Origin of the sequence: Phyllobacterium sp. 628, assembly GCF_014189505.1 — a bacterium.
GTDB lineage: Bacteria > Pseudomonadota > Alphaproteobacteria > Rhizobiales > Rhizobiaceae > Phyllobacterium.
Genome location: NZ_CP050301.1, coordinates 2,426,714 through 2,451,569, shown reverse-complemented (window position 1 = coordinate 2,451,569; position 24,856 = coordinate 2,426,714). Strand labels below are relative to the sequence as shown.

Below are 24,856 nucleotides of genomic sequence, written 5' to 3'. Positions count from 1 at the left end.
CCACACCCTGTGTTGTTTTAAACCAGCCGGCTTTGATCCATTGCCGCCTCAATGAAGGAAGCAAACAGCGGATGCGGTTCGAATGGCCGGGATTTCAGTTCCGGATGGTACTGAACGCCAATGAACCATGGATGATCGGCATATTCGATGGTTTCTGGCAGAACGCCATCCGGCGACATGCCCGAGAACACCAGACCGCATTCTTCCAGACGGTCCTTGTAGTCGATGTTCACTTCGTAGCGGTGACGATGCCGCTCGAAAATATCGGTTGAGCCGTAGATATCAGCAATACGTGTGCCGGATTTCAGCATGGCTTCATAGGCGCCAAGCCGCATCGTGCCGCCAAGATCGCCCGCTTGCGTGCGCTTCTCCAGCATGTTGCCCTTGAGCCATTCGGTCATGAGGCCGACAACCGGTTCGGATGTCGGACCGAACTCGCTGGACGATGCTTTTTCAACGCCGGCCAAGGAGCGTGCTGCCTCGATCACCGCCATCTGCATGCCGAAACAAATGCCGAAATACGGAACCTTTTTCTCACGGGCAAATTTCGCCGCCAGAATTTTGCCTTCGGAACCACGCTCGCCAAAGCCACCAGGCACCAGAATACCGTGAACCTTCTGCAGATAGGGCGTCGGGTCTTCCTGCTCGAAGATTTCCGATCTCGATCCAGTCGAGATTGACCTTCACCTTGTTGGCCATACCGCCATGGTGCAGAGCTTCGATCAGCGATTTATAGGCGTCTTTCAGGCCGGTATATTTGCCAACAATGGCAATCGTAACCTCGCCTTCCGGATTGTGGATGCGGTTGCTGACTTCGTCCCAACGCTCCATACGGGGTTTTGGTGCCGGATCGATGCCGAATGCCGCCAGAACTTCAGAATCAAGCCCTTCCTTGTGATAGGCCATCGGCACATCATAGATCGTATCGACATCGAGAGCCTGAATGACCGCCGATGCGCGGACATTGCAGAAAAGCGACAGCTTGCGGCGTTCCGATTCGGGAATCTCGCGATCCGCACGAATCAGCAGAATATCCGGCGCGATGCCGATTGAGCGCAGTTCCTTGACGGAATGCTGGGTGGGTTTGGTTTTGAGTTCGCCCGCGGCGGGGATGTAAGGCATCAAAGTCAGGTGAATGTAAACGGCGCTGCCGCGCGGCAGATCATTGCCGAGCTGGCGGATAGCCTCGAGGAACGGCATCGCTTCGATGTCGCCCACGGTGCCGCCGATTTCGCACAGAACGAAATCGTAATCCTGATTGCCGTCCACGATGAAATTCTTGATTTCATCGGTCACGTGCGGAATCACCTGAACCGTCGCACCGAGGTAATCACCCCTGCGTTCCTTCTCGATGATGTTCCGGTAAATGCGTCCGGTGGTGATATTGTCCTGCTTGTTGGCAGGACGCCCCGTGAAGCGCTCGTAATGACCAAGATCAAGGTCAGTTTCAGCGCCATCGTCGGTCACAAAGACCTCGCCGTGCTGATACGGCGACATCGTGCCGGGGTCGACGTTGAGATAAGGATCAAGCTTGCGAATCCGTACACGGTATCCACGAGCCTGGAGGAGAGCCGCCAAAGCGGCTGCAGCGATGCCTTTTCCGAGGGAAGAAACCACGCCGCCAGTGATGAAAACATATCGGGCCATGGGCTTATCTCGTTAGTCCTTTGTGAGTGATTTGGCCACAAAAAAATCGGCATGAAAGCCGTTTTTCCCGTGCAAATATTTTTTGCAAAACAACAAAACGGCCAGACGTTAGGTCTGGCCGTTTCAATCTAAAGACGAATAGTTCTTACAGAACAACCACTTCCGTGCCGACAGTGACGCGGTTGTAAAGATCGATCACATGATCATTGACCATGCGGAAACAACCGTTTGAAGCGGAGCTGCCGATTGTCCAGGGCTGAACGGTGCCGTGAATCCGGATATAGGTATCCTTGTTGCCCTGCGACAGGTAGAGCGCGCGGGCACCAAGCGGATTGCCCGGACCACCATCCATGCCATTTTCATATTTGGCATAATGGTTCGGCTCGCGCTCGATCATTTCTTTGGTCGGGATCCAACGTGGCCATTCACGCTTGGTGCGGATTTCGGCAGTGCCCTTGAATTCGAGACCTTCCTTGCCGACGGCAATGCCATAGCGGCGCGCTGTCGTGGACGATTCAACCAGATAGAGGAACTTCTGCTTTGGATCGATAACGATCGTGCCGGTCTTGTAACCGGTGAATTCGACGTCCTGTGGCAGGAACTTGGGATCAAGCGAGTAGTTGCGCTTGGGGGCGGCCGCTGCAGCACGAGCTGGCTTGCGGACCTGCGATACTTTGGTTGGCTTTGTTGTTGAAGCGGTAGGCGCCGCATCAACCTTGGTGGCATCCTCAGCCGTCGTGATGGCGGATTGAGCGAATGCCGGTCCGGTCAAGGCCAGAACGGAGATTCCGATGAGCAGAGAGCGACGTGAAATCATAATGTTAGTTCCCGGATAATATGCACGGCACCGTTACGGCGCTTGCCAGGCCCCCAAAGGCCAAACCTGATTAAGGCGATATCCGAAGAGTGATTTCTTCTCAACGCAAATCGCTGTGAACAGCGAGCCCGGCTGATTCTTCACCTCGGAGGGTTGCGAAAGCGCAACACTTTCTGCGCCTCCGCCGATATTTGTCTATTATAGCCGATTACTGCGAATTGGGAACCGGATTTGCAGGCTGTGCTGGCGTGACCGGTGCAGTTGGCGCAGGCGGCGTCGATTCGGCCGGTGCAGGAGCAGCCGGAGTGGTCGCAGGCGCTGCTGAATTGGCAGCGGCCGGTGCTGGTGTGCCCGCTGGCGGCGTTGTCGTCGCTGCACCCGGAAGCTGGTTGAGAATGCCGCCCGAACCTGGCTGCGCCGGCTGACCATTGGTTGTCGCCGGAATACGGTTCAGAATGTCTGTCGGGCTTTCGGCGTAACGCGACATGATGCCGAGTGCCAGCGACGTAATGAAAAAGCCGGTTGCCAGAATTGCAGTCGTACGGGTCAGCACGTTTGCCGCACCGCGGGCGCTCATGAAACCGGAGCCGCCGCCAACTCCCAGACCACCACCTTCGGAGCGCTGCATGAGCACAACTCCAACGAGGGCAAGTACAATCAGAAGATGAATGACGATAACGACGGTTTGCATGGGGTATTTCTGCTTTCTAGGTATCGGACGCGGCTCTTTACACTGTATCTGTCAATAAACCAAGCCCGTCAGTTGACAGTTTCTCGCGCTTTTAAGGCCGATTAGAGTGAATGGTATGTTTCACAGATGGCCAGGAAGTCGGTCGCTTTCAAGCTTGCGCCGCCAACAAGTGCCCCATCGACGTTTGCAATGCCGAGAAGTTCAACCGCATTGGCAGGTTTTACCGAGCCGCCATAGAGAATGCGCAGCTTTGCCCCTTCCGCCCCGAAGCGCTTGACCAGAGCGGCGCGAATGAAGGCATGAACCTCGCGTACATCCTCGGCGGTTGGGGTTAATCCGGTACCGATCGCCCATACGGGTTCATAGGCAATAACCGTATTTTTGGCGGTTGCAGCGCCGGGAATCGATCCGGCAAGCTGGGTTGCAATAATATCGAGTGTTTCGCCCGCTTTGCGCTGCGCTTCGGTTTCGCCAATGCAGATAATGGCAATGAGATCGGAATCCCAGGCCGCCGATGCCTTGGCATTGACCATTGCATCAGTTTCGTCGTGGTCGGTGCGGCGCTCCGAGTGGCCGACAATCACATGCGATGCACCGGCATCTTTCAACATGGCCGCAGAGATATCGCCCGTATGCGCGCCGGACTTTTTCGCGTGGCAATCTTCACCGCCAATAGCCAAAGCTTCACCCTCGACAGATTGGGCAGCACGGAAAACCAGTGTAGCCGGCACACAAATCAGCGCGTCGATCTTCTCGCCAATAGCGGAATTCGGGCGATTGACGATAATGCGCAATTCTTCCAGAGACTCTCCCGTCCCGTTCATTTTCCAGTTTCCGGCGACAAGTGGACGGATATCAGGGGTCATTCGGCGTTCCTCGAGGCGATAGATTTGATCATTTCTCGTTCATTTGAGTGTCTGACTAGCAAATTCACTTGATAAAGCAATCGACACAAGCCCTGCATGACGCTATTCCCCTATGCAATTCAATTTGAGCCTCATACTGTTACGGTGACTTTCTATGCTCGACTCTCTACGCGACGTGGCCCAGACTTGGGTGGCAAAGCTGCTTCTTGGCCTTCTTGGTGTTAGTTTTGTTGGATGGGGTGTCTCCAATACAATTTTGAGTGCGGTTGGCAATGGCTCGGCCATGAGCGCCGGGAGCTCGACTGTTTCTCCGGTCGAATACCGCCTCGCCTATGATCGTCAGCTTGCCTCGCTCCAGCAGCGCTTCGGCCAGCGCTTTACGCGCGAACAGGCCGATGCCATTGGCGTCAGCAAACAAGTCCAGAGCCAGCTTGTCGCCGGCGTGGTGCTCGATGAACAGGCGCGCAAGATGTCGCTTGGCCTGTCGAAAGACCGTCTGGCGCAGCTTGCTGCCGAAGATCCGGCATTCCAGGGTGTTGATGGACGCTTTAATCCCACACAGTTCGATGTGGTGCTGCGCAATGCCGGCATGACCCCGCAGGCTTATCTCGACAATCGCGGCAAGGTTGCACGCCGTCAGCAGATCGTTGAAGCGGTTGCCGATGGAATCGCCGTACCCAATACGCTGCTCAAGGCTGTCGCTCTCTATAAGGGTGAATCGCGCACGGTTGATTATGTCTCGATGCCGAAGTCTTTCATCACCGACGTTCCAGCGCCGACAGATGCGGAGCTCAAGACCTATTACGACGCGAACAAGGAAGCCTATGGCGCTCCGCAATATCGCAAAATCACCTATGTGAAACTTGAGCCAAAGGACATTGCCGACGAAGCTTCGGTTTCACCAGAGGAGATCAAGGCGGAATATGACAAGAATATTTCGCGTTACACCTCGCCGGAAAGCCGCACCATCGAACAGTTGACCTTTGCCAATGCCGATGCCGCCAAGGCAGCGCATGATCGCTTGGCCGCAGGCACCTCGTTTGATGACGAAGTGAAGTCTGAAGGCAAATCCATGAATGATGTCGCGCTTGGCACGTTCCAGAAGAACGCCCTGCCCGACCAGACTATTGCCGATGCGATTTTCAAATTGCAGGCCGGAAATGTCAGCGATGTGCTCACTGGCACTTTTGGACCTGTCATCGTTCGTGTGACTGCAGCTGCGCCGCAGGTGATCAAGCCGCTCTCCGAAGTCGAGAAGGACATTCGCGAGACGATTGCTCTCGCTATTGCCGCTTCGTCTGTCATGACCGTGCATGATGCCTACGAAAGTGCCCGCGCCGACGGTGCAACCATGGCAGATGCCGCTGCCAAGCAAAATCTCAAGATGGTCACCATCGATGCGATTGATCAGTCCGGCCGTGGACTGGACGAAAAAGAAATCCCGAACATTCCCTATGGCGAAAATCTGCTGACTGCGGCCTTTCTTGCCGATCAGGGTTTTGACAATGAACCGCTCAATGTCGGTTCCAACAGCTTCCTCTGGTATGATGTGGCCGGCATTACTCCGGCGCGCGACCGTACCCTCGATGAAGTGAAGGCTCGCGTAACCGAGAACTGGCGCACTGCCGAGCTCGAAAAGCGCCTGAACGAAAAGGCCGAGGAAGTCCGCAAGCGGGTGGCTGCCGGCACGTCGCTTGACGATATCGCCGCTGAGTTCAAATTCACCAAGGAAACCAAGCGTGGCATCACCCGCCAGTCGAAAGACACGGATCTGGGCGAAGGCGGCGTAGCTTCCGTATTCGATGGACCTCAGGGCGTTGTCGGCGTGACAGAATCCGCAGCCGACCAGTCGAAGTTGATCTTCAAGGTCACGGAATCGATTGAACCGCTGGATGCCGGACCGGATTCGATCAGCAAGGCCGAGAAGGATTCGTTCACCTCGCGTCTTTCCGACGATCTGCTCGACCAGTTGGTCATGCAGTTGCAGACGGTTTACCCCGTCACCGTCAACAAGACCGTTATTGATCAGGCGCTGGCCCGCCAATGAGTGTTATGAGACCGAACAATGGCTGAGCTGAAGCGTTTTATCGGAATTGCAGCGGCGGGAAAGGCTCTTTCCCGCGAAGAAGCGGTCGAAGCTTTCGACATCATGATGTCGGGACAGGCGACACCGGCACAGATCGGCGCGCTACTGATGGCGCTGCGTGTGCGCGGCGAAAATGTGGATGAGATCGCCGGTGCCGTCTCTGCCATGCGTTCCAAGATGCTGAAAGTAACAGCTGTGCCCGGCGCTATCGATATCGTCGGTACCGGCGGCGACCAGTCCGGCTCCTATAATGTATCCACCTGTGCGGCTTTTGTAGCGGCCGGTGCAGGCGTACCCGTTGCCAAGCATGGCAATCGCGCTTTGTCGTCCCGCTCCGGTGCTGCCGATACATTGGCGGCGCTTGGCATCAATATCGAAATCGGGCCGGACCTGATCTCAACCTGCATCAAGGAAGCTGGTATCGGCTTCATGTTTGCTCCATCGCATCATCCGGCGATGAAACATGTCGGTCCTGCCCGGGTGGAACTCGGCACGCGCACCATTTTCAATCTGCTTGGGCCTTTGACCAATCCTGCTGGGGTCAAGCGCCAACTGGTTGGTGTCTACGCGCCGGAATGGGTGGAACCGATTGCGCACGTGCTGAAAAACCTGGGGTCCGAATCCGTATGGGTTGTGCACGGCGACGGTCTCGATGAAATCACCACGGCAGGAATCACCAAAGTTGCAGCGCTCGAAAACGGTGCGATCCGTACCTTTGAGATCGAACCGGAAGCCTTTGGCCTGCGCCGCGTTGATCCGCAGGATCTCAAAGGCGGCACCGCCGATGAAAACGCGGTTTCGCTTCTATCCGTTCTGGATGGTGCGCATGGCGCTTATCGCGACATCACCCTGTTCAATGCGGGCGCCGGCCTTGTCGTAGCCGGTGCTGCAGAAGATCTGAAGACCGGCATCAGCATGGCTGCCCATTCAATCGACAGCGGCGCCGCACGGAATGTGCTAAAGAAGCTGATCCATGTATCCAACAGCGAGGCGGTCTGAATATGGTTGATATTCTTCGCAAGATCGAAGCCTACAAGCGTGAAGAAATTGCTGCCGCCAAGGCCCGTATCTCGGTTGATGAGCTCAAGGCACAGATTAAGGATCAGGACGCGCCACGTGGTTTTCTCGTTGCCTTGCAGAGGAAGCGTGCGGCCAACGAATTTGGACTGATTGCTGAAATCAAGAAGGCCAGCCCTTCCAAGGGTCTCATTCGTCCGGATTTCGATCCGCCTGCACTGGCAAAGGCGTATGAAGCAGGTGGTGCAGCCTGTCTTTCAGTTTTGACCGATGCGCCATCCTTTCAGGGTGCGCCGGAATTCCTGACGGCGGCCCGTGCGGCTGGCAACCTGCCCGCTTTGCGCAAGGATTTCCTCTTTGACACTTATCAGGTTTACGAAGCCCGCAGTTGGGGTGCCGATTGCATCCTGATCATCATGGCCAGCGTTGATGATGGACTGGCCAAGGCGCTGGAAGATACAGCCCTGTTGCTCGGCATGGATGTGCTGGTTGAAGTGCATGACGAAGCCGAGATGGAACGGGCGCTGAAACTTACCTCGCCGCTTCTCGGCATCAACAATCGCGACCTGCGGACGTTCAATGTCGATCTGGCTGTGTCGGAACGCCTGGCGACGATGGTACCTGCAGATAAGCTGCTGGTCAGTGAAAGCGGCGTCTTCACCCACGCGGATTGCCAGCGTCTGGCAAAATCCGATATCGGCACATTCCTTGTCGGCGAAAGTCTGATGCGGCAGGACGATGTGGCTGCGGCGACGAAGATTCTGCTGCATGGTACAACAGAGCGGCAGACAAGCGCCGCATGAGCACCGCGCCGAAACTCACCCATCTCGACAGTGCCGGCGCGGCACATATGGTCGATGTTGGCGACAAAGCCGAGACGGAGCGCGTTGCTGTGGCGGAAGGCTCCGTGCTGATGCAGCCGGAAACACTTGAGCTTATTCTCTCGGGTAACGCCAAGAAGGGTGATGTTATCGGCACTGCCCGTATCGCCGGGATCATGGCTGCCAAAAAAACCCACGAGCTTATCCCGCTTTGCCATCCCTTGCTCCTCAGCAAGATTACCGTCGATATCGACGCCGATGCAAAACTGCCGGGACTGCGCGTCCGCGCCACGGTGAAGCTGACTGGCAAGACGGGTGTTGAGATGGAGGCGCTGACTGCCGTTTCCGTCGCCTGCCTTACCGTCTATGACATGGCAAAAGCCGTTGATAAAGGCATGATTATTCAGGATATTCGGCTTTTGCAGAAATCCGGCGGCAAGTCCGGAGACTGGGCAGCAGAAGCCACAGACAGGAAATGAACATGGCAGGCCTGCTCCCCGTTGCCGAAGCGCTGAGGCGTATTCTTGCCAATGTCGAATTGCTGGAAGCAGAAACTGTTCCCCTGAATGAAGCGGGCGGACGTGTTCTGGCAGCCGATATGCAGGCCAAGCGCCAGCAGCCGCCATTTGCCGCCTCGGCCATGGATGGTTATGCGGTGCGTGCTGCCGATGTCACCGCTGTTCCCGTCCGTCTGAAACTTGTTGGACAATCCGCTGCAGGCCATGCCTTTCACGGCCAGCTTCAGGCAGGTGAAGCAATCCGTATCTTTACTGGCGCACCGGTGCCGGAAGGTGCCGACAGTGTGGTCATTCAGGAAAATACTGTTGCACACGGCACTGAGATCGAGATTGTCGAAACGATCACTTTAGGCCGCAATATCCGCAAAGCCGGTCTCGATTTCAACAAGGGCGATGTGTTGCTCGATGCGGGCCGCCAGCTTGATTCATCCGCAGTCGCCCTCGCCGCCTCGGCCGATCATCCGCAGCTATCGGTTATCCGCCGCCCGCGTGTAGCCATTCTTGCGACCGGGGACGAACTTGTCAGTCCGGGTGAGCCCTACCGGCCGGACCAGATCATTGCTTCCAACAGCTACGGCCTTGCCGAGATTGTCCGCAATTCCGGTGGTACAGCTATCGATCTTGGCATTGCCGAGGACAGTCTGGAAGCCCTGAGCGCAGCGCTGGACCGCGCCATCGCTGCCAAGGCCGATATTCTTGTGACGCTTGGCGGTGCCTCCGTCGGAGATCACGATCTGGTACAGCCCGCCCTCGCCGCACGCGGCATGGAACTGGACTTCTGGAAGATCGCACTGCGCCCCGGCAAACCGCTGATGTTCGGGCATCTGCAAGGCATGCGCATTCTTGGCCTGCCGGGTAATCCCGTATCCAGTCTGATCTGCGCCCATATTTTCCTGACACCGCTGATCCGCGCTTTTACCGGCTTGCCCCATGCACCGGATTTGCGCGCTGCTGTGCTTGGTGCCGATATGAACACCAATGACCAGAGGCAGGATTACGTCCGGGCACGCATCACCACCGGCGCCGACGGCACACTGACGGCAACGCCGTTTGAACTGCAGGATCTCGTCCATGCTGAAATTTCTTGCCGACGCCAATGGACTGATCATACGCGAGCCGCATGCGCCATCGCTGCCCGCTGGCGCGCCCTGCACCATACTGATGCTGCGCTGACCGCAAATATCACCGCCATCCGGAGTTGGTCGATCAGGCGTAAGACGTGCCCGCCATTGCAGCTTTCAAGCCGATTGTTCCCTTATCAATAAGAGCGAGAAAGATGGCTTCCGCTTGCTCTGTATTGCTCCCCTGCCGAAACGCGCGGTGTCCTTCGATAAAGGCCACGCTCCACATTGCCAGAAGCAAACCCGCCACCAGATGAGCGTCGGGATCGGCAGATCCCCGCCCGGCGGATTCGGATAGCCCCACCGTAACGACTTGCACGAGTTCGTCGCGTATGGCCCTCGCTCGCGCCTTGAGGGTTTCACTGCTTTGAATCGTCACTATGAAATCTTGGCTTCTGGTCGAAAACTCGACATAGGGGCGCTGTTCCGCCACCAACTGATAGGCAAGCAGGCGCAGTGCCTCAATCGGCGCGACATGATCATCGCGCTGCCGCAAGGCTTCGCGCAAGGTGTCACGCGCTTCCTCATCGCGATCAAAGAACATGTCCTCCTTGCGGGGAAAATGATTGAACACTGTCATCCGGCCAACGTCAGCTGCTGCCGCGATCTCGTCCACCGTCACATTTTCGAAGCCCCGCTCCCGAAAAAGGCGGTCAGCAACCTGCGAGATAGCGCGTCGCGTGGCGAGTCGTTTACGGGATCGGCGGTCAGATGGGATTGAGTCGGAAGATGGGGTCATGACGTCCTGATAGCACATTTTTATACTGAGTACACATTTTGGTTGACATATGAGTTCAGCAGGTACATTTATGTACTGAGTATACATTAACACTAGGTACATAAATAGCCATCATGAACAAAGCTCTCATCGTCATTTTTGCAACCATAAGCCTCGACGCCGTCGGTATCGGGCTTATCTTCCCCATTCTGCCACGACTGATCGAGGACGTGACGCATACCGGCAACGTGGCAGCCTATATCGGCATCATGACCGCGCTCTACGCGGTGATGCAGTTCATTTTTGCCCCAATACTTGGCGCACTCAGCGACCGGCTCGGCCGCCGACCCGTGCTCCTGATCTCGCTCGGCGGTGCCGCCGTCAATTATTTGATCATGGCATTTGCACCGCAGCTCTGGATGCTGCTGATCGGCCGCGCGATCGCCGGTTTGACCAGTGCCAACATGTCCGTTGCTACGGCCTACCTCACCGATATCTCGGCTGAAGACACCCGGGCACGCCGTTTTGGGTTGTTCAACGCGATGTTTGGCGTCGGCTTCATCATCGGGCCGGTTCTTGGCGGCATACTTGGCGATTACTGGCTGCGACTGCCATTCATTGCTGCGGCGGTTCTTAATGCCGGCAATCTGCTGCTGGCCTTGTTCGTCCTGCCGGAGTCGCGCACACCCAGCCGTGAGAAGATCGACTTTATGGCGCTCAATCCGCTCCGCCCGTTCCGCTGGATGTTCTCAGTGCAGCGTCTGCTGCCGGTCATCATCGTGTTCTTCATTTTCAGCGGTGTCGGCGAAGTTTACGGCATCTGCTGGGCATTGTGGGGTTACGACGTGTTCGGATGGAACGGACTGTGGATCGGCCTCTCGCTCGGAACCTATGGCGCGTGCCAAGCGCTTGCGCAGGCGTTCCTGCCGGGACCTGCCGTGAAGCTGCTCGGTGAGCGTGCAACGATCCTCACCGGTCTTGCCGGCACAAGCGTGGCATTGATCGTCATGGCCTTCACGACACAACCCTGGGTGGTCTTTGCTATCATGCCAGTGTTCGTTCTTGGCGGTATTGGCGTGCCATCGCTTCAATCACTGGCAACCCGCATGGTCGACGACGACAGCCAGGGTCAGTTTCAAGGCGTGCTGGCCTCAGCCATCAGTCTCGCGTCGATTATAGCGCCGCTTGGCTTTTCCAGCTTTTACTTCGTTGTGCAGAAGCAATGGCCGGGCGCAATCTGGCTGTCCGTGGTCGCTATCTACGCAATTACCGTACCGCTGGTGCTCAGCCTTCATATTCCCAAAGTAAAAACCGCTGCCGCCATCTGATCTTAACGATCGAAAGTCACCGGTTTCAGATGTGTATTTCAGGTTTTGATGGACAGGATGGGAACGTTGCAACCGGACAGGCCATGTCTCTTCACATGGCCTGTCCGAAGGGTGCTGCCTGAGAGCAACCCAAGGCAACACCGATAGTCTGTCAAACGCCGAGGCGATGTTCCCGGCGGTCGCTTTCCGTTACATTGGCAAGATCGATCGCCTTTTGCAACCTAGCCGCGTGGCGGAAGGATGGTTCCAGCGTCTTGCCCTGCTTCACGGCTTCAACAAAGCGCTGATAATTGGTTGCCACCGGCTCAACCTCGACCTCTTTCCAGATTGCATTCTCGACATCTTCACCAAGGCAAACCGACAGTTTTGAGCCGTCATGGCGGTGTACGACTTCAAAAGCACCCTTGTCGCCATAAACGCGCAGGCGCAGCTCGTTGACGTGCCCTGTGGCCCAGCGGCTTGAATGCACCACACCAAGCGCGCCATTGGTAAAGCTCACCGTCATAGTGAAACTGTCATTGGCGTCGAGTTCATACTCGCCAATGCGATTGTCCGGCGCCTTGTCAAAAGCCTTGAGCCGGCAAAACACCTCGTCGATTTCGGTATCGGTGCCATAGACGACAAAATCAAGGATATGCACGCCGACATCACCGAGCGTGCCATTAGAGCCGTGCTTCTTCGACAGACGCCAGAGCCAGCGGCTTTCCGTTTGCCAGTCACCCCACATTTTGGAGACGAGCCAGCTTTGCAAGTAGGAAGCCTCGACGTGCTTGACCTTGCCGATCTGGCCGCTCGTTACCAGTTTGCGTGCCGCCTGCAATTGCGCCACGTTGCGGTAGGTCAGATTGACCATGCCAACCAGATTGCCTGCCTCGATTTTATCCGCCATTTCGGTAGCGTCTTCGTAATTGGCTGCAAGCGGCTTTTCGCAGAATACGTGTTTGCCAGCCGCGATACATTGCAGCGTGGTGGTGTGGTGAATGCTGTCGGGCGTCACATTGGCGACGGAATCGAACTCGCCCCATGCCAGCGCATCCTCAAGAGAGGTGAACGCACGTTCGATGTTGTATTGTGCACGAAATGCTTCAGCCCGTCCGGGATCGACATCAACTGCGCCAGCCAGAGTTACGCCTTCAATTTCCGAGAAATTCCTGGCGTGGGAATTGGCCATACTGCCGGTACCCAAGATCAAAAGACGCATCGGTCCAGTCCTTCAAAAAATATGCTGCGCACTCGTGAGGGTGCGCCGGGATTACGATAGTTGTTAGTCCGGGCGGCAATCAAGCCGCCGCTTTGTTCTGGAACTAACTCAGCGGAAGCCTTCTTCGCCGGATTCGTGCAAGCTGCCACCGCGCGCTGTGATCGGCTCAATCGATTTTTCCACCGGCGTATTCGGCGCTGTGTTGAGCTCGGGATAGCGATTGACATTATAAGCCCAGTTCACCGCGTTGCGCAGCACAAGGCCAACCATCTCGTCGTGATAGGTCGGATAGGTTTCATGGCCGGGCCGGAAATAGAACACATTGCCCGCGCCCTTGCGGTAGGTCAGACCGGAACGAAACACTTCGCCGCCCTGAAACCACGATACGAACACGGTTTCGAGCGGTTCCGGCACGGAAAACGGCTCGCCGTACATTTCCTCGTTCTCAAGCTCGAAATAGCGCGGCAGACCCTTGGCGATGGGATGGCCGGGATTGACCACCCAGAGCCGCTCACGTTCGCCGGCTTCGCGCCAATGCAGCGCACAGGGTGAACCCATCAGGCGCTTGAAGATTTTGGAGAAATGGCCGGAGTGCAGGATGATGATACCCATGCCTTCCCAGACGCGTTTCGCCACGCGTTCCACCACTTCATCGGCCACATCGCCATGCGCGCGATGGCCCCACCAGATCAAAACATCCGTCTCATCCAGCACCTTGTCAGTGAGACCGTGTTCGGATTCCTGCAAGGTGGTGGTCTTGACGGAAATATTGCCGTCGGATTCGAGAAGCTTGGCAATCTGGTTGTGCATGCCTTCAGGATAAATCTCTGCGACGGTCTTGTTCATCTTCTCATGAACATTTTCGCCCCAGACGAGCGTACGGATAGTCATTTTCGTCTTCCTATTCATTCCTTAAGCGTCGGGAGGATGCTTAATTTCTGCTTTCAGTTTGACGCTGCCGGCCTGCCTGACTGATCAAAGCGGTGGACATTGTCGTTGATCGGCGAAATGTGGAGCAGCTCGCCGGGCTGCTGGCTTGCAGTTCCATCCTGCCTGACGACAAGCGGGTCCTTCGCGCCAATATCGATGTAGAGATAGGTTTCCGAACCGAGATTTTCGGACAGGATCAGCTTGCCGTTCCAGGCACCGCCCTTGTCCTTGACCTCGAGGTGTTCCGGCCGCACGCCAAGCGTATGCGCCCGGTAGGTTTCAGCGTGTTTCTCCGTGAGGAAATTCATCTTCGGTGAACCGATAAAGCCCGCAACAAAAATCGATTGCGGCTTTTCATACAGCTCGAGCGGCGTGCCCACCTGCTCGACAATGCCGTCGCGCAGCACGCAGATCCGGTCCGCCAGCGTCATCGCTTCCACCTGATCGTGGGTGACATAGATCATCGTGGTTTCGTGCATCTTGGCGTGGAGTTTGGCGATTTCGAGCCGTGTCTGTACGCGCAAAGCCGCATCCAGATTGGACAGCGGCTCATCGAACAGGAACACTTTCGGATCGCGCACAATCGCCCGGCCAATGGCCACGCGCTGACGCTGACCGCCCGAGAGCTGCTTTGGCAGACGGTCGAGATAGGCGGTGATCTGCAGCATTTCCGCTGCCTCATTCACCCGCCGCTTGATCTCGTCCGTGCCACCCTTGGCGAGCTTCAGGCCAAAAGCCATGTTGTCGAAGACGGTCATATGCGGATAGAGCGCATAGGACTGGAACACCATGGCGATGCCGCGCTGCGACGGCGTCAAGCTGTTGACCACCTTTTCGTCAAAGGCGAGCGTGCCGTCCGTGATATCTTCCAGCCCGGCAATCAGACGCAGCAGCGTGGACTTGCCGCAGCCTGACGGGCCAACGAATACCATGAATTCACTGGGCTGGATTTCAAGGTCAACACCCTTGATCACATCGAATGTACCGAACGACTTGCGAACATTATTGAGATGAATAGCTGTCATTTGAGTTACCCCTTGACGCCGCCGGCAGTGAGGCCGGAAATGATTTTGCGTTGGAAAATCAGGACGAGAACAACGAGCGGCACCGTCACAATGACGGATGCAGCCATGATCGTGCCCCACGGGATTTCATGTGAACTGGCCCCAGAGAGAAGTGCTATGGTGACAGGCACCGTGCGCACCTCTGTCGATGAGGTAAAGGTCAGGGCAAAGAGGAATTCGTTCCATGCCGCGATGAAAGCAAGCAGCCCTGTTGTCACCATGGCCGGCCACATCAGTGGCAGGAAAACCTTGGTGATGATCACCCATGGCGATGCGCCATCGACGATCGCTGCCTCTTCGATTTCAATCGGCAGATCACGCATGAAGGTGGTGAGCACCCAGACGGTGAACGGCAGCGTGAAAATCGTATAGGAGAAGACCAGGCTCCACAGGGTGTTGTAAACACCGAGGAAGCGAACGACTTCGAACAGGCCCGCCAGCACCGCAATCTGCGGGAACATGGAAACGGACAGGATTGTCAGCAGCAGCAGCGAACGGCCGCGAAACCGGACACGGGCCAACGCAAAGGATGCGGTGACGGCAATCAGCAGCGCCAGCAGAACCACCAACGTCGAAACAATCAGTGAATTGAGCAGATTGCGGCTGAAACTGCCTGCCTTGATGACCGACACATAATTCTCGAAAGAGAAGGATGTCGGAAAATACTCGACGGTGAAAAGTGCACTGCCGGTTTTGAAGCTGGTGATGATGGCGTAATAGAACGGAAAGACCGCCAGAACGACAATCAGAACCACGAGTGCATAAAAGGCGGTGCCTTTGGTGAGTTTCCACAACATCAGCGGTCTCCTCCATCCAGACGGACGCGGCCGAGCCAGATTGCCAGCACAGTCATCAAAGCAATCAGCAGGAACAACAGGGTCGATTGCGCCGAGCCATAGGCAAACTTGTCGAACTCGATGAGATTTTCACGTGCCAGCACCGACATCGTCTTTGTCTGCGAGCTGTTAGGCGTCAAAACATAGATCAGATCAAAAATGCGCATGGCATCGAGCAGGCGGAAGATGATCGCTACCATCAGTGCCGGTTTGATCAGCGGCAAAGTAATGCGGAAGAACTGGCGGACCGGGTGGACGCCGTCGATATGCGCCGCTTCGTAAATGTCTTTTGGAACCATCTGCAGCCCGGCCAGAATAAGCAGCGCCATAAATGGTGTGGTCTTCCAGACATCCACGATCAGCACCGCTGTCATGGCCGTGTCGGCACTGGCAGTCCAGGCGATGGGCTGGCTGATGAAACCGAGACGCAGGAACAGATCGTTGAGAATGCCGAACTGATCGTTGAGCATCCAGCCCCAAAGGCGCGCAGACACAATCGTCGGGATCGCCCATGGGATAAGGATGGCGGCACGGACAATGCCCCTGCCCTTAAATTCGGCATTGAGTACAAGCGCGACGATCATGCCCAGAAAGGCTTCAAGGGCCACGGAAATGATGCTGAAACGCACCGTATTCCAGACGGCGTTCCACCACGTTGGATCGACCAGCAAGCCGGAATAGATGGTGCGGCCGCTTTTCAGCTGGATCCACGACAGGTAGTTTTTGAAACCTACCCATTTCGCCGCGCCCATATTGGTGAGCGAGGCATCGGTGAAGGAGAAGTAAATGGTGCGAAGCAATGGCCAGCCGGCCACAACAGCCAGCGCGACAATCATCGGGATGAGAAACAGCTGCGCCGACCGGACGCGCTGCTTGAGAAGTTCGGAACGTGCGGTGGAATGCGTCATGTCGTTTCCTGCCCGTATTGGTTCTGGTTGAGCGAAAATGTCAGGCAAACGGTGCGAACGAAGTTCGGGAGGTGATGAACACCATCCGCACCGTGCCCTTCTGCCGGCAGAGGTCTACCAGCTGTCTCCTTTAAGCTCCGTCAGCTTGGCTTCCAGAAGCTCAAAGTTTTCAGCGCCGGTTCCATTACCCGATAATGTATCGTGGACGGCGCTCCAGAACATGTTGGACACTTCGTTGTATTTAACCTTCGTTGGTGCGGACGGACGCGGAACGGCGCTTTCAAACACCTGCTTCCAGTTTGGAATCAGCGGTTGGGCAGCAGCGATATCCTTGTCATCGTAGAGGGCTTTGATTGTCGGCATGCTGGCCTGCGAGATGGCGCGCGCCTTCTGCTGTTCGGGCGAACCGAGGAACAAAGCGAGTTTAATGGCTTCGTCAGGTGCCTTGGAATATTTTGACACGGCCAAATTCCAGCCGCCGAGTGTTGCTGCGGAGCTCTGACCTTCCTTGCTGCTTGGCAGCGGTGCTACATCAAACTTACCTTTGACTGTGCTGCCTTCGGCTGTGCCCAGAGCATAAGCGTAAGGCCAGTTGCGCATGAAAACCGAATTGCCGGTCTGCCAGACGCCACGTGCTTCTTCTTCCGTATAGGCAAGCACGCCCTTGGGCGAAATCGTGTCGATCCATCCTTTGGCACGATCGACAGCTGCTGCTGCCTCGGGATTGTTGATGGAAATCGTGCCATCGGCTTCGACAATCTGGCCGCCGCCCGAGGATTTTACCCATTCCAGAGCATTGCAGGTCAGGCCCTCATAGGCATTGGCCTGAAATACGAAACCGAACATACCCTTGTTGCCGGCCGAGCGTTCACCATCCTGAATTTCCTTGGCGGTTGCCGCCATCTCATCCCAGGTTTTCGGCACGGGCTTCTTGTACTTCTCAAGCAGGTCCTTCCGATAATACAGTGCCGGCGCGTCGGTATACATCGGCAGAGCTACAAGCTTGCCGTCCACCGTCTGGCTTTCGATGATCGATGGAATGTGCTGATCGATTACGTCTTTCGCGGCGGCTTTCAAATCAAGAAACTGGTCGGCCAATTGCGGCGCCCAGATCACATCGGTGCGATACACGTCGATATCGCTGTTACCGGCAGCCAGCCAAAGCCGGTACTGACCGAAATTGTCGGAACTGTTGGCGGGCATCGCCACAATGGAAACCTTATTGCCGGTTTCCTTTTCAAACTGATCAAGCTGCTTGCGCAGGAATTCGCGCCCATTGCCGGTATCACCGGAAACAATTGCCAGATTGGCGGCAAATGCCCCCGAAGCCAGCAACGTCGTGGTCAAAAGGGTAGCGATAAATGACTTGGCTTTCATGATTTCCTCCCAAAAATCGGAACGGATTCGGACATCCCACGTGTGAGCAATGTCAGTCCCCTCGTTTAAAATTCCTCCTCAAAGCGCTTTGGATCTTACTTTCATTTCGAAAATTCAAAGCGCTTTGAATGAAAAATGACAAAGCTCTCCATGACTGTCAAGTTGCAATTTTCGAGAAATGGAATGCGTTGATAAACGATTGATCGACCAATTCCATTATATAACGCAAATTCAATGGCCTATTGGAAATTTCTAACCGCGCAATTTCTGCCGGGGTTCGAGGACAAAAGATCGTTTGATAATAGTTTGATCACTAAATATTGATGTTTCATTCAAAGCGCTTTGAATTTATGCTATAGTTGTGCTTAGTATTTGGAGTCATATCTCGGCTATGGATGTTTCGCTCCGGTAACACGAACGCGCATCTTTAACGCTGAACCATACTGCGCATTGGATCGCTGCCATGAAACTGAAGGACTTGGCTGAACAACTCGGGCTCTCCCAGACGACAGTCAGCCGTGCCCTGAACGGTTATCCCGAGGTCAACAAGGCGACCCGTGAACGGGTTGCCCAGGCGGCACAGAAATTCGGTTACAGCGCCAATGCCAATGCCCGCCGTCTGGCTATCGGCCGGGTTGGCGCCATTGGTATTTTAATGCCGCGCGACCGCAGCCAGCGCTTTGGCCCGCATACGAGCGAATTCTTTTCCGGTCTGGCCGAGCGGTTATCTCTGGACGAAATGGATCTGTTGATGAGCCCGGTCGTCAACAATGACGAACTTGGCGCCTACCGGCGGCTGATTTCCAGCAAGCGCGTCGATGGTATCATTGTCACGGGCCCTACCCTGATGGATGAGCGCGTGGCGATGCTGATCGAGGCGAAGTTTCCCTTCGTCCTGCATGGCCGCACCAATATCCAGGCGCCGCATGCCTGGCTTGATATCGACAATGCCGGCGCGTTTCGCCAGGCTACATCGCATCTGATCGACATCGGTCACCGCCGCATAGCCATGATCGACGGCCACAAGGGCCATACATTCTCGGAGCACAGGGAAACCGGTTATCGCGAAGCACTGCTTGAGCGGCGTATTCCTGTCGATCCGCGTTTTATCGCACACGAACACTTTTCCGATGAGACCGGCTTTCATGAGGCGCAACGGCTTCTATCCTACGATCCGCATCCAACCGCGATTCTTGCCGGCTCCATGATGACGGCGCTGGGGGTTTTCCGCGCCATCCGTTCAAAGGGCTATGAACTGGGCAAAGAAGTTTCCGTTATCGCCCATGATGACGTTTTTCCCTATCTCAATGCCAGCAATATGGTTCCGGCCATGACAACAACGCGCTCATCGATACGCTCGGCCGGTTCGCGCATTGCCGAGCTGCTTGTCCAAATCATCGATGGCGAGCCAGTAGAAAACATTCATGAGATCTGGCCGGTCGAGCTGATTCTGCGGCAATCAAGCGGACCTCCGGTTCCGCCGCGCCGTTAAGATCGCTCAAAAAAGCTCAAATATTATCTGCTGAAGCGGCCGCTCAAGTGCCTGATGCTATGCATCCGCACTATTTCCATGGCTGGAAGTTCGCAATCTCACGGTCAGCAACACGCCACCGTTCTCTCAAATCCATAAAATCTTCTCCTCCTGCCACATGGCAGTACCGGCCCAACTGGCTCGTTCCTATTGAGATGGAAAGTCAGGGGTTTGGCACATCGTCATAATTCAATTGACCAGGAAAAATGGAGAAGATGATGAAAATTTGCCACCTCTTATTCACAACTGCCGCCGTAATTGCGGCAGGCCTGCCTGCCGTTGCGAATGCTGGTACCGCCACCGGTACATTGGAAGTCAAGGTCATCATACAGGCGGGTTGCACTGTGAATTTCGCCGGAAACGCCAATGCTCAGAACGCGGTTCTGGATTTCGGCACTCGAAGCCATTTGGCTGGAGATAAGGCTGGTGGCGCAGATGCTCAGACGGACGCGACAAGTTCAGGCGCTATCCGGGTACGGTGCACCAAGGGTCAGAAATACAGCATCGGTTTGGGCAACGGCAAGAATTACGACACCACAAGCAACAGCCGAAGGATGTCGAACAACGCTGCCGCTGGTCCAGAATTTATCAATTACGCACTCTACAAGGATTCGGCACGCACGCTTCCCTGGGGTGATACCAATGATAGCGACAAATACGTTTCGAGCACTGACGACGCCTCCGTAGAGGATCACACCTACGCGATTTATGGGCGAATTCCACAGAAAGACCTTCCGACTGCGGGACTGTATACCGACACCGTTGCCATTAACGTGACCTATTGATGCGTGCGGGAAAGATGTCCGTCATGCGTGGTTGTTTTGCCCTGATTGGCCTTTCCGCCAGTCTGCTGGTTGCACAAGGGTGTCAGGCTGCCTCACTTCAGGTGTCGCCGGTTACCCTTGATCTGACCGCGCCTGCACAATCCGCTACCCTCAATTTACGCAATATGGGCGACAGTCCGGTCAATGTTCAGGTCCGTGCCTATCATTGGGCTCAGGTTGGCGGCGAGGATCAGCTGATTCCTGCCAAGGACGTCGTTGCCAGCCCTCCCGCCGCAAAGCTGCAGCCGGGCACGACCTATACAATCCGGGTTGTCCGGATGGGGCCGCCGGTTGTCAAAGGCGAGGAAGCGTACCGGCTGATGATTGACGAACTGCCGGAGGTCAACCTCCGGCGGCCAGCCAATTCCATCAATGTGGATATCCGTTATTCCATTCCTGTTTTCTTTACAGCAGCACATGGAGCCGGCGCCGATGTGCACTGGAAGGTTGCTCGCGACAGCAGTCACTTGACTGTTGAGGGAAGCAACACAGGCAACCGTCATGCCAAGATCGCCGATTTGGCGTTGGCCTCGCCGACTGGAACCATTTCCGTCGGTGGTTCGGGGCTGAATGGTTATGTCCTGCCGGGCTCCACGCGCCGCTGGGCGACCACCAGAGGGATGCAGCGCATTCAACCGGGCAGCAGCGTCCGCGTGACAGCCAAGGGCGATGATTACGCGGTCAATCAGCCGGTGGCTGTCGAGAAGCATTGATATGCGGGCGGGCGTTTGGATTATAACTCTCGCTGCGTGGGGAGTTGCCTCACCCACTATGGCGCAGGATGTGCCCGGCGATAGCGTTTCGTCGGCTGACGTCCAGGACCTTATGCTGGGCGTTACCATGAATGATCATGGCACCCGCACCGTGGCCACGTTTAAGCGCTTGCCGGATGGCGAGCTGGAGGCAGCTCCTGACGATCTGCGGACAGCCGGCATAAAGCCGGAAATGGGTACAACTGATGCCCGTGGGTGGATCCCGCTTGATAGTCTCAAAGGCGTAACCTGGCGCTACGATGAACCGGCGCAGATGGTATTTTTTCAAGCTCCCGACAGCGCTCGGGAGCCCGCCAAAATCAATGTCAGCAATGCAACAGGCCCAATTGATTTTTCCACGGTTCGCTCCAATCTCGGTTTTGTCCTGAACTATACTTTGTATGGTACGTCTGACTATGACTGGGGATATAGCGGTGCGACCAGCAGCAGCTTGAATGGCAGTTTCGATGCACGATTGCTGACGCATTTTGGCACCGGATCAACCACCCTACTGGCACGCCTCAACCCATTTGAGAATTTTGATATGTTTGACCGTCCAAACGGTAGTTTCACCCGACTGGACAGTTCCTGGCGCTACACGGATCCGGAAAATCTGCTGGTTTATCAGTTGGGCGATGCCATATCGGGGTCGTTGCCGTGGAGTTCATCCTATCGCTTTGGCGGCTTTCAGTTGAAACGCAACTTTAATTTGCGCCCGGATTTAATCACGAGCCCTGTGCCAAACTTAAGCGGTTCCGCCTCGGTGCCCTCAACGCTTGATCTGTACCTGAATAACATGAAGGTATTTTCCGGTGAGGTGCCCGCAGGACCTTTCGATTTCACCGGCCTTCCCTTTCTTGGTGGCGGCGGTGACGCGCGTATTGTCATGCGCGACGCGCTTGGCCGCGAGGTGGTAACACAACGGCAATATTTCTTTGCACCCAATATGTTGAGCCGGGGCATAGCCGATTTTTCGGTCGATGCGGGATTTGTGCGCCTCGGCTTCGGCGATCAGTCATTTCTGTACGATCGAAACGTCGCCGGATCCGCCAGCATCCGCTATGGTCTCAGTGATTGGGTGACGCTGGAAGGTCATGCGGAAGCCACGCGCGGCCTGATAAATGGCGGTGCCGGTGTCGCTTTGGGGCTGGGTTCCTACGGCTCGCTCAGCAGTTCGTTTGCGGGCAGCAGCTACAACAGTCAATTAGGCGGCAAGGCATCGGCCTTCTATCAGGCATCGTACAAAGGCTATTCCTTTTATATCGGCGCCGATCGCACCTTTGGTGATTATAGTGATGTTGGTCTGGCCATTGATCGCAGCCGCGATAATGACATCCCTATTTCTGCCAGCGCCCAGAAAGTCGACCGTATCGGTTTTTCATTTCCGCTTGGCTTCGATCCTTCATCGCTCAATCTCAGTTTTTCCCGTATTCGCTGAGCCGGCAGGGACAACGATTCAAGCATTCTGACGGGATCCTGGTCCCGCACGATTTTCAAGAACATTTCAACCTATGTCACCGCCTATACAGATCTCAACCACCACAACCAGAATGGTATTTATGCCGGCTTCAACGTCTCATTCGACAATGGCCTGTCCGCCTCAAGCAATGTTTCCACCAGCGGCGACCACATCAATTTCAGCAACAGCCTGTCCAAATCAGGCAACCGGCAGGGTAATGCATTTGGCTGGTCCGTACAGGACAACGAGGCAGCTGACGGGGATGGCGGAAGCCGTTCTGTCAACGCCAGTTATCAGACAGATCTGGCATCCCTGTCCGGATCGGTCGATCAATCGGATAATCAGGGCCGCATTACTGGCACCGTTGAAGGGGCAGTTGTTGCAGCGGGTGGCGGTGTATTTTTAAGCCATACGGTCGATGACGCCTTTGCTGTCATCAAAGCAGGCGGGCCGGATGTCGATGTCTCGCTGAACCATGCTCATGCTGCCAAAACCAACAAATCCGGCCGCGCACTGATTTCCAATCTGAATTCTTATCAAAGGAACAGGATTTCCATCGATCCGGCCAATCTTCCGCTCGATATCCAGCCAGAAACCACCGAAGAGATTGTAATTCCGGCGGATCGTTCCGGCGTTGTGGTGGATTTTGGCACGAGGCAAGTCAGCGCTGCCGTGGTGGACTTTACCGGTCCCGATGGGAAGGCGCTCCCGGTTGGCGCGGGCGTGCTGCTCGATGGCGTCGGAGAGCCGACAATCGCCGGCTATGACGGCCGCACTTACCTTACCGGCCTGGCTGGTCACAACAGCGTCACCGTCACTTTGCCGGACAATGCCGGGACATGCCGCGCAACATTCGATTTCCATTCCATTGCGGGCACACAACCCGAAATTGGCCCCGTTTCATGCCGTTGACGGAGATTTTTATGCGCCTTGTTCATTTGCTCCGAAACGCTGGAAGTGGATCGGCGTTCCGCACATTTATATTTGTCTCGATTGCAGCAACCATGTTGATGATTTCAACGGAGGCAAGTTTCGCCAAAACGTGCACCTTTAATCCCATGCCCGCATTGCCAGATGTTGCTCTCGATATTGTTGTCAGCCGTACCTACAGCTCCTCAGAAAGCACAACGAATGTTACCATGAATTGTGAAACGGCTTTGATTTCACTCGCTACCAAGGCTTGCATCCTCCTCGACACTGATCAGGCGCCGATATCTTCAAAAACAGATATGGGGGAAACTATTTTCTTTTTATCCAAAGCTGGTTCAACAGCGAATAACGCTTCCCGCCTTGCTATAAAGGTTATGGTGGACGGCGTTGCACTGGGAAGAAAAGAAGGAAGCTTTATGGGAAAAACGGCAGCTACAGTGGCTGAGGGCTTTCCTGTACAGATAGCCATAGGATGGGTGCGGCAAAAAATTAGTTTCGGCAAAATTGGATTTCAAGTCGTTCCCCGAGAATCTCAGGACCTGGTCAGCGAGGGCACCTATACGGGCAGTTTCAGGATATATGGCCAATATGGCGGCTATTTTATGCGCGACGACTGTTCAAACGGAAGTTTGATAACCAGCGAATATTTCACAATTACCGCAAGAGTTCAAAAAACGTGTCAGTTTGAAAATATGAAAAATATTGATTTCGGCACCATTGAATTATCCCAAGCGCAGGCAAGCGCGACAGGCAATATCGGCGTTCGCTGCACCTATCAAACACCCTATAAAATCAGCATCGGCAGCGGCAAAAACCCCACGGATACCGGCATAAGACGCATGGCAAATAACGGCAATCTCCTGCCGTACGAGTTGTTTCAGCAGGATTGCAAAACTCCCTGGACGGCAAATTCAACGCTTTCCGGTCAAGGCACCAGGGTGAACGATCTCAACAACCATTCCGTATGCGCAAAACTATCCCTGCCGAAGACCGGGGGAGTTATGCCCGGAGCCTATGCCGATGAGGTCATCACCACGATTGAATTTTAGGAATAAACTGAAGCCCCTCGAGGGCTCGTTTATTTTTTGACTCGGCGCGCCATTCATTCGGCACGGCCATCACTGTATCGCTTGCTGCGACCTTGCCCAATTTGATCTGGAGCGCGGTGCTGTTTGGCTGTCTGCATGCGAACGTGCCAAGGGCTTCCGGCAGCACCCCCTGATAGGCTGTCGATATAGCCTTGAATACGATCTCCGGATTTAAGCCCCGCCACGCTGACAAAACAAAACATAATTAATAGGTCCTGCCCCTCAGCGCGCAGCGCCATGGCCAAATATCCTTACCATTGCCAGCAGTTGCTGACGTGCCAAGGATCGGGCCTGAAACCATCCCTTTCAAGAATGACTGCGGTTGT

22 protein-coding genes and 2 pseudogenes are annotated in these 24,856 nt (G+C 55.5%); 12 read left to right on the top strand and 12 right to left on the bottom strand.

The features are described from left to right. Positions 1 to 17 precede the first annotated feature (17 nt). From HB779_RS13555 to tpiA, 4 genes and pseudogenes are all read right to left on the bottom strand, one after another. Positions 18 to 1,647 (bottom strand): annotated as a pseudogene (locus HB779_RS13555) (CTP synthase). A 145-nt stretch (positions 1,648 to 1,792) separates the two neighbouring features. Next, complete coding sequence (locus HB779_RS13550) at positions 1,793 to 2,464, bottom strand: L,D-transpeptidase (protein WP_188342891.1); 672 nt, start codon at positions 2,462 to 2,464, stop codon at positions 1,793 to 1,795. Positions 2,465 to 2,672: 208 nt separating this feature from the next. Then, on the bottom strand, positions 2,673 to 3,155 hold the full coding sequence (gene secG / locus HB779_RS13545) for a preprotein translocase subunit SecG (RefSeq protein ID WP_188342890.1): 483 nt from the start codon (positions 3,153 to 3,155) through the stop codon (positions 2,673 to 2,675). Between the two features lie 101 nt (positions 3,156 to 3,256). Beyond that, the gene (tpiA, locus tag HB779_RS13540) at positions 3,257 to 4,021 is read right to left on the bottom strand and encodes a triose-phosphate isomerase (protein ID WP_188342889.1); all 765 of its coding nucleotides are present in this window, start codon (positions 4,019 to 4,021) and stop codon (positions 3,257 to 3,259) included. A gap of 154 nt (positions 4,022 to 4,175) precedes the next feature. Between tpiA and HB779_RS13535 the strand changes: the two genes are divergently transcribed. The 5 genes and pseudogenes from HB779_RS13535 to glp all read left to right on the top strand — a co-directional run bounded on the left by HB779_RS13535 (position 4,176) and on the right by glp (position 9,636). After that, the gene (locus tag HB779_RS13535) at positions 4,176 to 6,068 is read left to right on the top strand and encodes a SurA N-terminal domain-containing protein (RefSeq protein ID WP_188342888.1); all 1,893 of its coding nucleotides are present in this window, start codon (positions 4,176 to 4,178) and stop codon (positions 6,066 to 6,068) included. Between the two features lie 18 nt (positions 6,069 to 6,086). Beyond that, positions 6,087 to 7,106 carry an anthranilate phosphoribosyltransferase gene (gene trpD / locus HB779_RS13530; RefSeq protein ID WP_188342887.1) on the top strand — a complete coding sequence of 340 codons (1,020 nt, stop codon included), beginning with the start codon at positions 6,087 to 6,089 and terminating at the stop codon, positions 7,104 to 7,106. A 2-nt stretch (positions 7,107 to 7,108) separates the two neighbouring features. Continuing rightward, complete coding sequence (gene trpC / locus HB779_RS13525; RefSeq protein ID WP_188342886.1) at positions 7,109 to 7,927, top strand: indole-3-glycerol phosphate synthase TrpC; 819 nt, start codon at positions 7,109 to 7,111, stop codon at positions 7,925 to 7,927. After that, positions 7,924 to 8,424 (top strand): cyclic pyranopterin monophosphate synthase MoaC, encoded by a 501-nt coding sequence (gene moaC / locus HB779_RS13520; protein WP_188342885.1) that lies wholly within the window; start codon positions 7,924 to 7,926, stop codon positions 8,422 to 8,424. The genes trpC and moaC overlap by 4 nt, the downstream gene beginning before the upstream one ends. A 2-nt stretch (positions 8,425 to 8,426) precedes the next feature. After that, positions 8,427 to 9,636: pseudogene (gene glp, locus HB779_RS13515) on the top strand (gephyrin-like molybdotransferase Glp). A gap of 33 nt (positions 9,637 to 9,669) precedes the next feature. On the opposite strand, the gene HB779_RS13510 reads toward glp, so the two are convergent. Then, positions 9,670 to 10,323, bottom strand: coding sequence for a TetR/AcrR family transcriptional regulator (locus tag HB779_RS13510; protein WP_188342884.1), 654 nt, complete (start codon positions 10,321 to 10,323; stop codon positions 9,670 to 9,672). A gap of 113 nt (positions 10,324 to 10,436) precedes the next feature. On the opposite strand from HB779_RS13510, the gene HB779_RS13505 reads away from it, so the two are divergent. Then, positions 10,437 to 11,630, top strand: coding sequence for a TCR/Tet family MFS transporter (locus HB779_RS13505; protein WP_188342883.1), 1,194 nt, complete (start codon positions 10,437 to 10,439; stop codon positions 11,628 to 11,630). A 151-nt stretch (positions 11,631 to 11,781) separates the two neighbouring features. On the opposite strand, the gene HB779_RS13500 is transcribed toward HB779_RS13505, so the two are convergent. The 6 genes from HB779_RS13500 to HB779_RS13475 form a co-directional block, all read right to left on the bottom strand. Continuing rightward, a complete protein-coding gene (locus tag HB779_RS13500; protein ID WP_188342882.1) occupies positions 11,782 to 12,831 on the bottom strand; it encodes a Gfo/Idh/MocA family protein in 1,050 nt (349 codons plus the stop codon). Between the two features lie 108 nt (positions 12,832 to 12,939). Then, a complete protein-coding gene (locus HB779_RS13495; RefSeq protein ID WP_188342881.1) occupies positions 12,940 to 13,722 on the bottom strand; it encodes a ThuA domain-containing protein in 783 nt (260 codons plus the stop codon). 53 nt (positions 13,723 to 13,775) lie between these two features. Further along, complete coding sequence (locus HB779_RS13490) at positions 13,776 to 14,786, bottom strand: ABC transporter ATP-binding protein (protein WP_188342880.1); 1,011 nt, start codon at positions 14,784 to 14,786, stop codon at positions 13,776 to 13,778. A 5-nt stretch (positions 14,787 to 14,791) separates the two neighbouring features. After that, positions 14,792 to 15,622, bottom strand: a complete 831-nt coding sequence (locus tag HB779_RS13485; RefSeq protein WP_188342879.1) for a carbohydrate ABC transporter permease — start codon at positions 15,620 to 15,622, stop codon at positions 14,792 to 14,794. After that, on the bottom strand, positions 15,622 to 16,569 hold the full coding sequence (locus HB779_RS13480) for a carbohydrate ABC transporter permease (RefSeq protein ID WP_188342878.1): 948 nt from the start codon (positions 16,567 to 16,569) through the stop codon (positions 15,622 to 15,624). Before HB779_RS13480 ends, HB779_RS13485 begins: the two co-directional genes overlap by 1 nt. A gap of 114 nt (positions 16,570 to 16,683) precedes the next feature. Beyond that, positions 16,684 to 17,946 carry an ABC transporter substrate-binding protein gene (locus HB779_RS13475; protein ID WP_188342877.1) on the bottom strand — a complete coding sequence of 421 codons (1,263 nt, stop codon included), beginning with the start codon at positions 17,944 to 17,946 and terminating at the stop codon, positions 16,684 to 16,686. 463 nt (positions 17,947 to 18,409) lie between these two features. Between HB779_RS13475 and HB779_RS13470 the strand changes: the two genes are divergently transcribed. The 6 genes from HB779_RS13470 to HB779_RS13450 all read left to right on the top strand — a co-directional run bounded on the left by HB779_RS13470 (position 18,410) and on the right by HB779_RS13450 (position 24,491). Continuing rightward, complete coding sequence (locus HB779_RS13470; protein ID WP_188342876.1) at positions 18,410 to 19,438, top strand: substrate-binding domain-containing protein; 1,029 nt, start codon at positions 18,410 to 18,412, stop codon at positions 19,436 to 19,438. A 245-nt stretch (positions 19,439 to 19,683) separates the two neighbouring features. Then, on the top strand, positions 19,684 to 20,262 hold the full coding sequence (locus HB779_RS13465; RefSeq protein ID WP_188342875.1) for a spore coat U domain-containing protein: 579 nt from the start codon (positions 19,684 to 19,686) through the stop codon (positions 20,260 to 20,262). Between the two features lie 23 nt (positions 20,263 to 20,285). Further along, positions 20,286 to 21,014, top strand: a complete 729-nt coding sequence (locus HB779_RS13460) for a molecular chaperone (RefSeq protein WP_188342874.1) — start codon at positions 20,286 to 20,288, stop codon at positions 21,012 to 21,014. A gap of 1 nt (position 21,015) precedes the next feature. After that, positions 21,016 to 22,491, top strand: coding sequence for a fimbria/pilus outer membrane usher protein (locus HB779_RS25435; RefSeq protein ID WP_244642364.1), 1,476 nt, complete (start codon positions 21,016 to 21,018; stop codon positions 22,489 to 22,491). Positions 22,492 to 22,515: 24 nt separating this feature from the next. Then, positions 22,516 to 23,424: a fimbria/pilus outer membrane usher protein gene (locus HB779_RS25430; RefSeq protein WP_371823927.1), complete on the top strand. Its 909-nt coding sequence runs from the start codon at positions 22,516 to 22,518 to the stop codon at positions 23,422 to 23,424. A gap of 11 nt (positions 23,425 to 23,435) precedes the next feature. Then, complete coding sequence (locus HB779_RS13450) at positions 23,436 to 24,491, top strand: spore coat U domain-containing protein (protein WP_188342873.1); 1,056 nt, start codon at positions 23,436 to 23,438, stop codon at positions 24,489 to 24,491. 53 nt (positions 24,492 to 24,544) lie between these two features. On the opposite strand, the gene HB779_RS13445 is transcribed toward HB779_RS13450, so the two are convergent. Then, a complete protein-coding gene (locus HB779_RS13445) occupies positions 24,545 to 24,769 on the bottom strand; it encodes a hypothetical protein (protein WP_188342872.1) in 225 nt (74 codons plus the stop codon). Between the last annotated feature and the right edge of the window lie 87 nt (positions 24,770 to 24,856).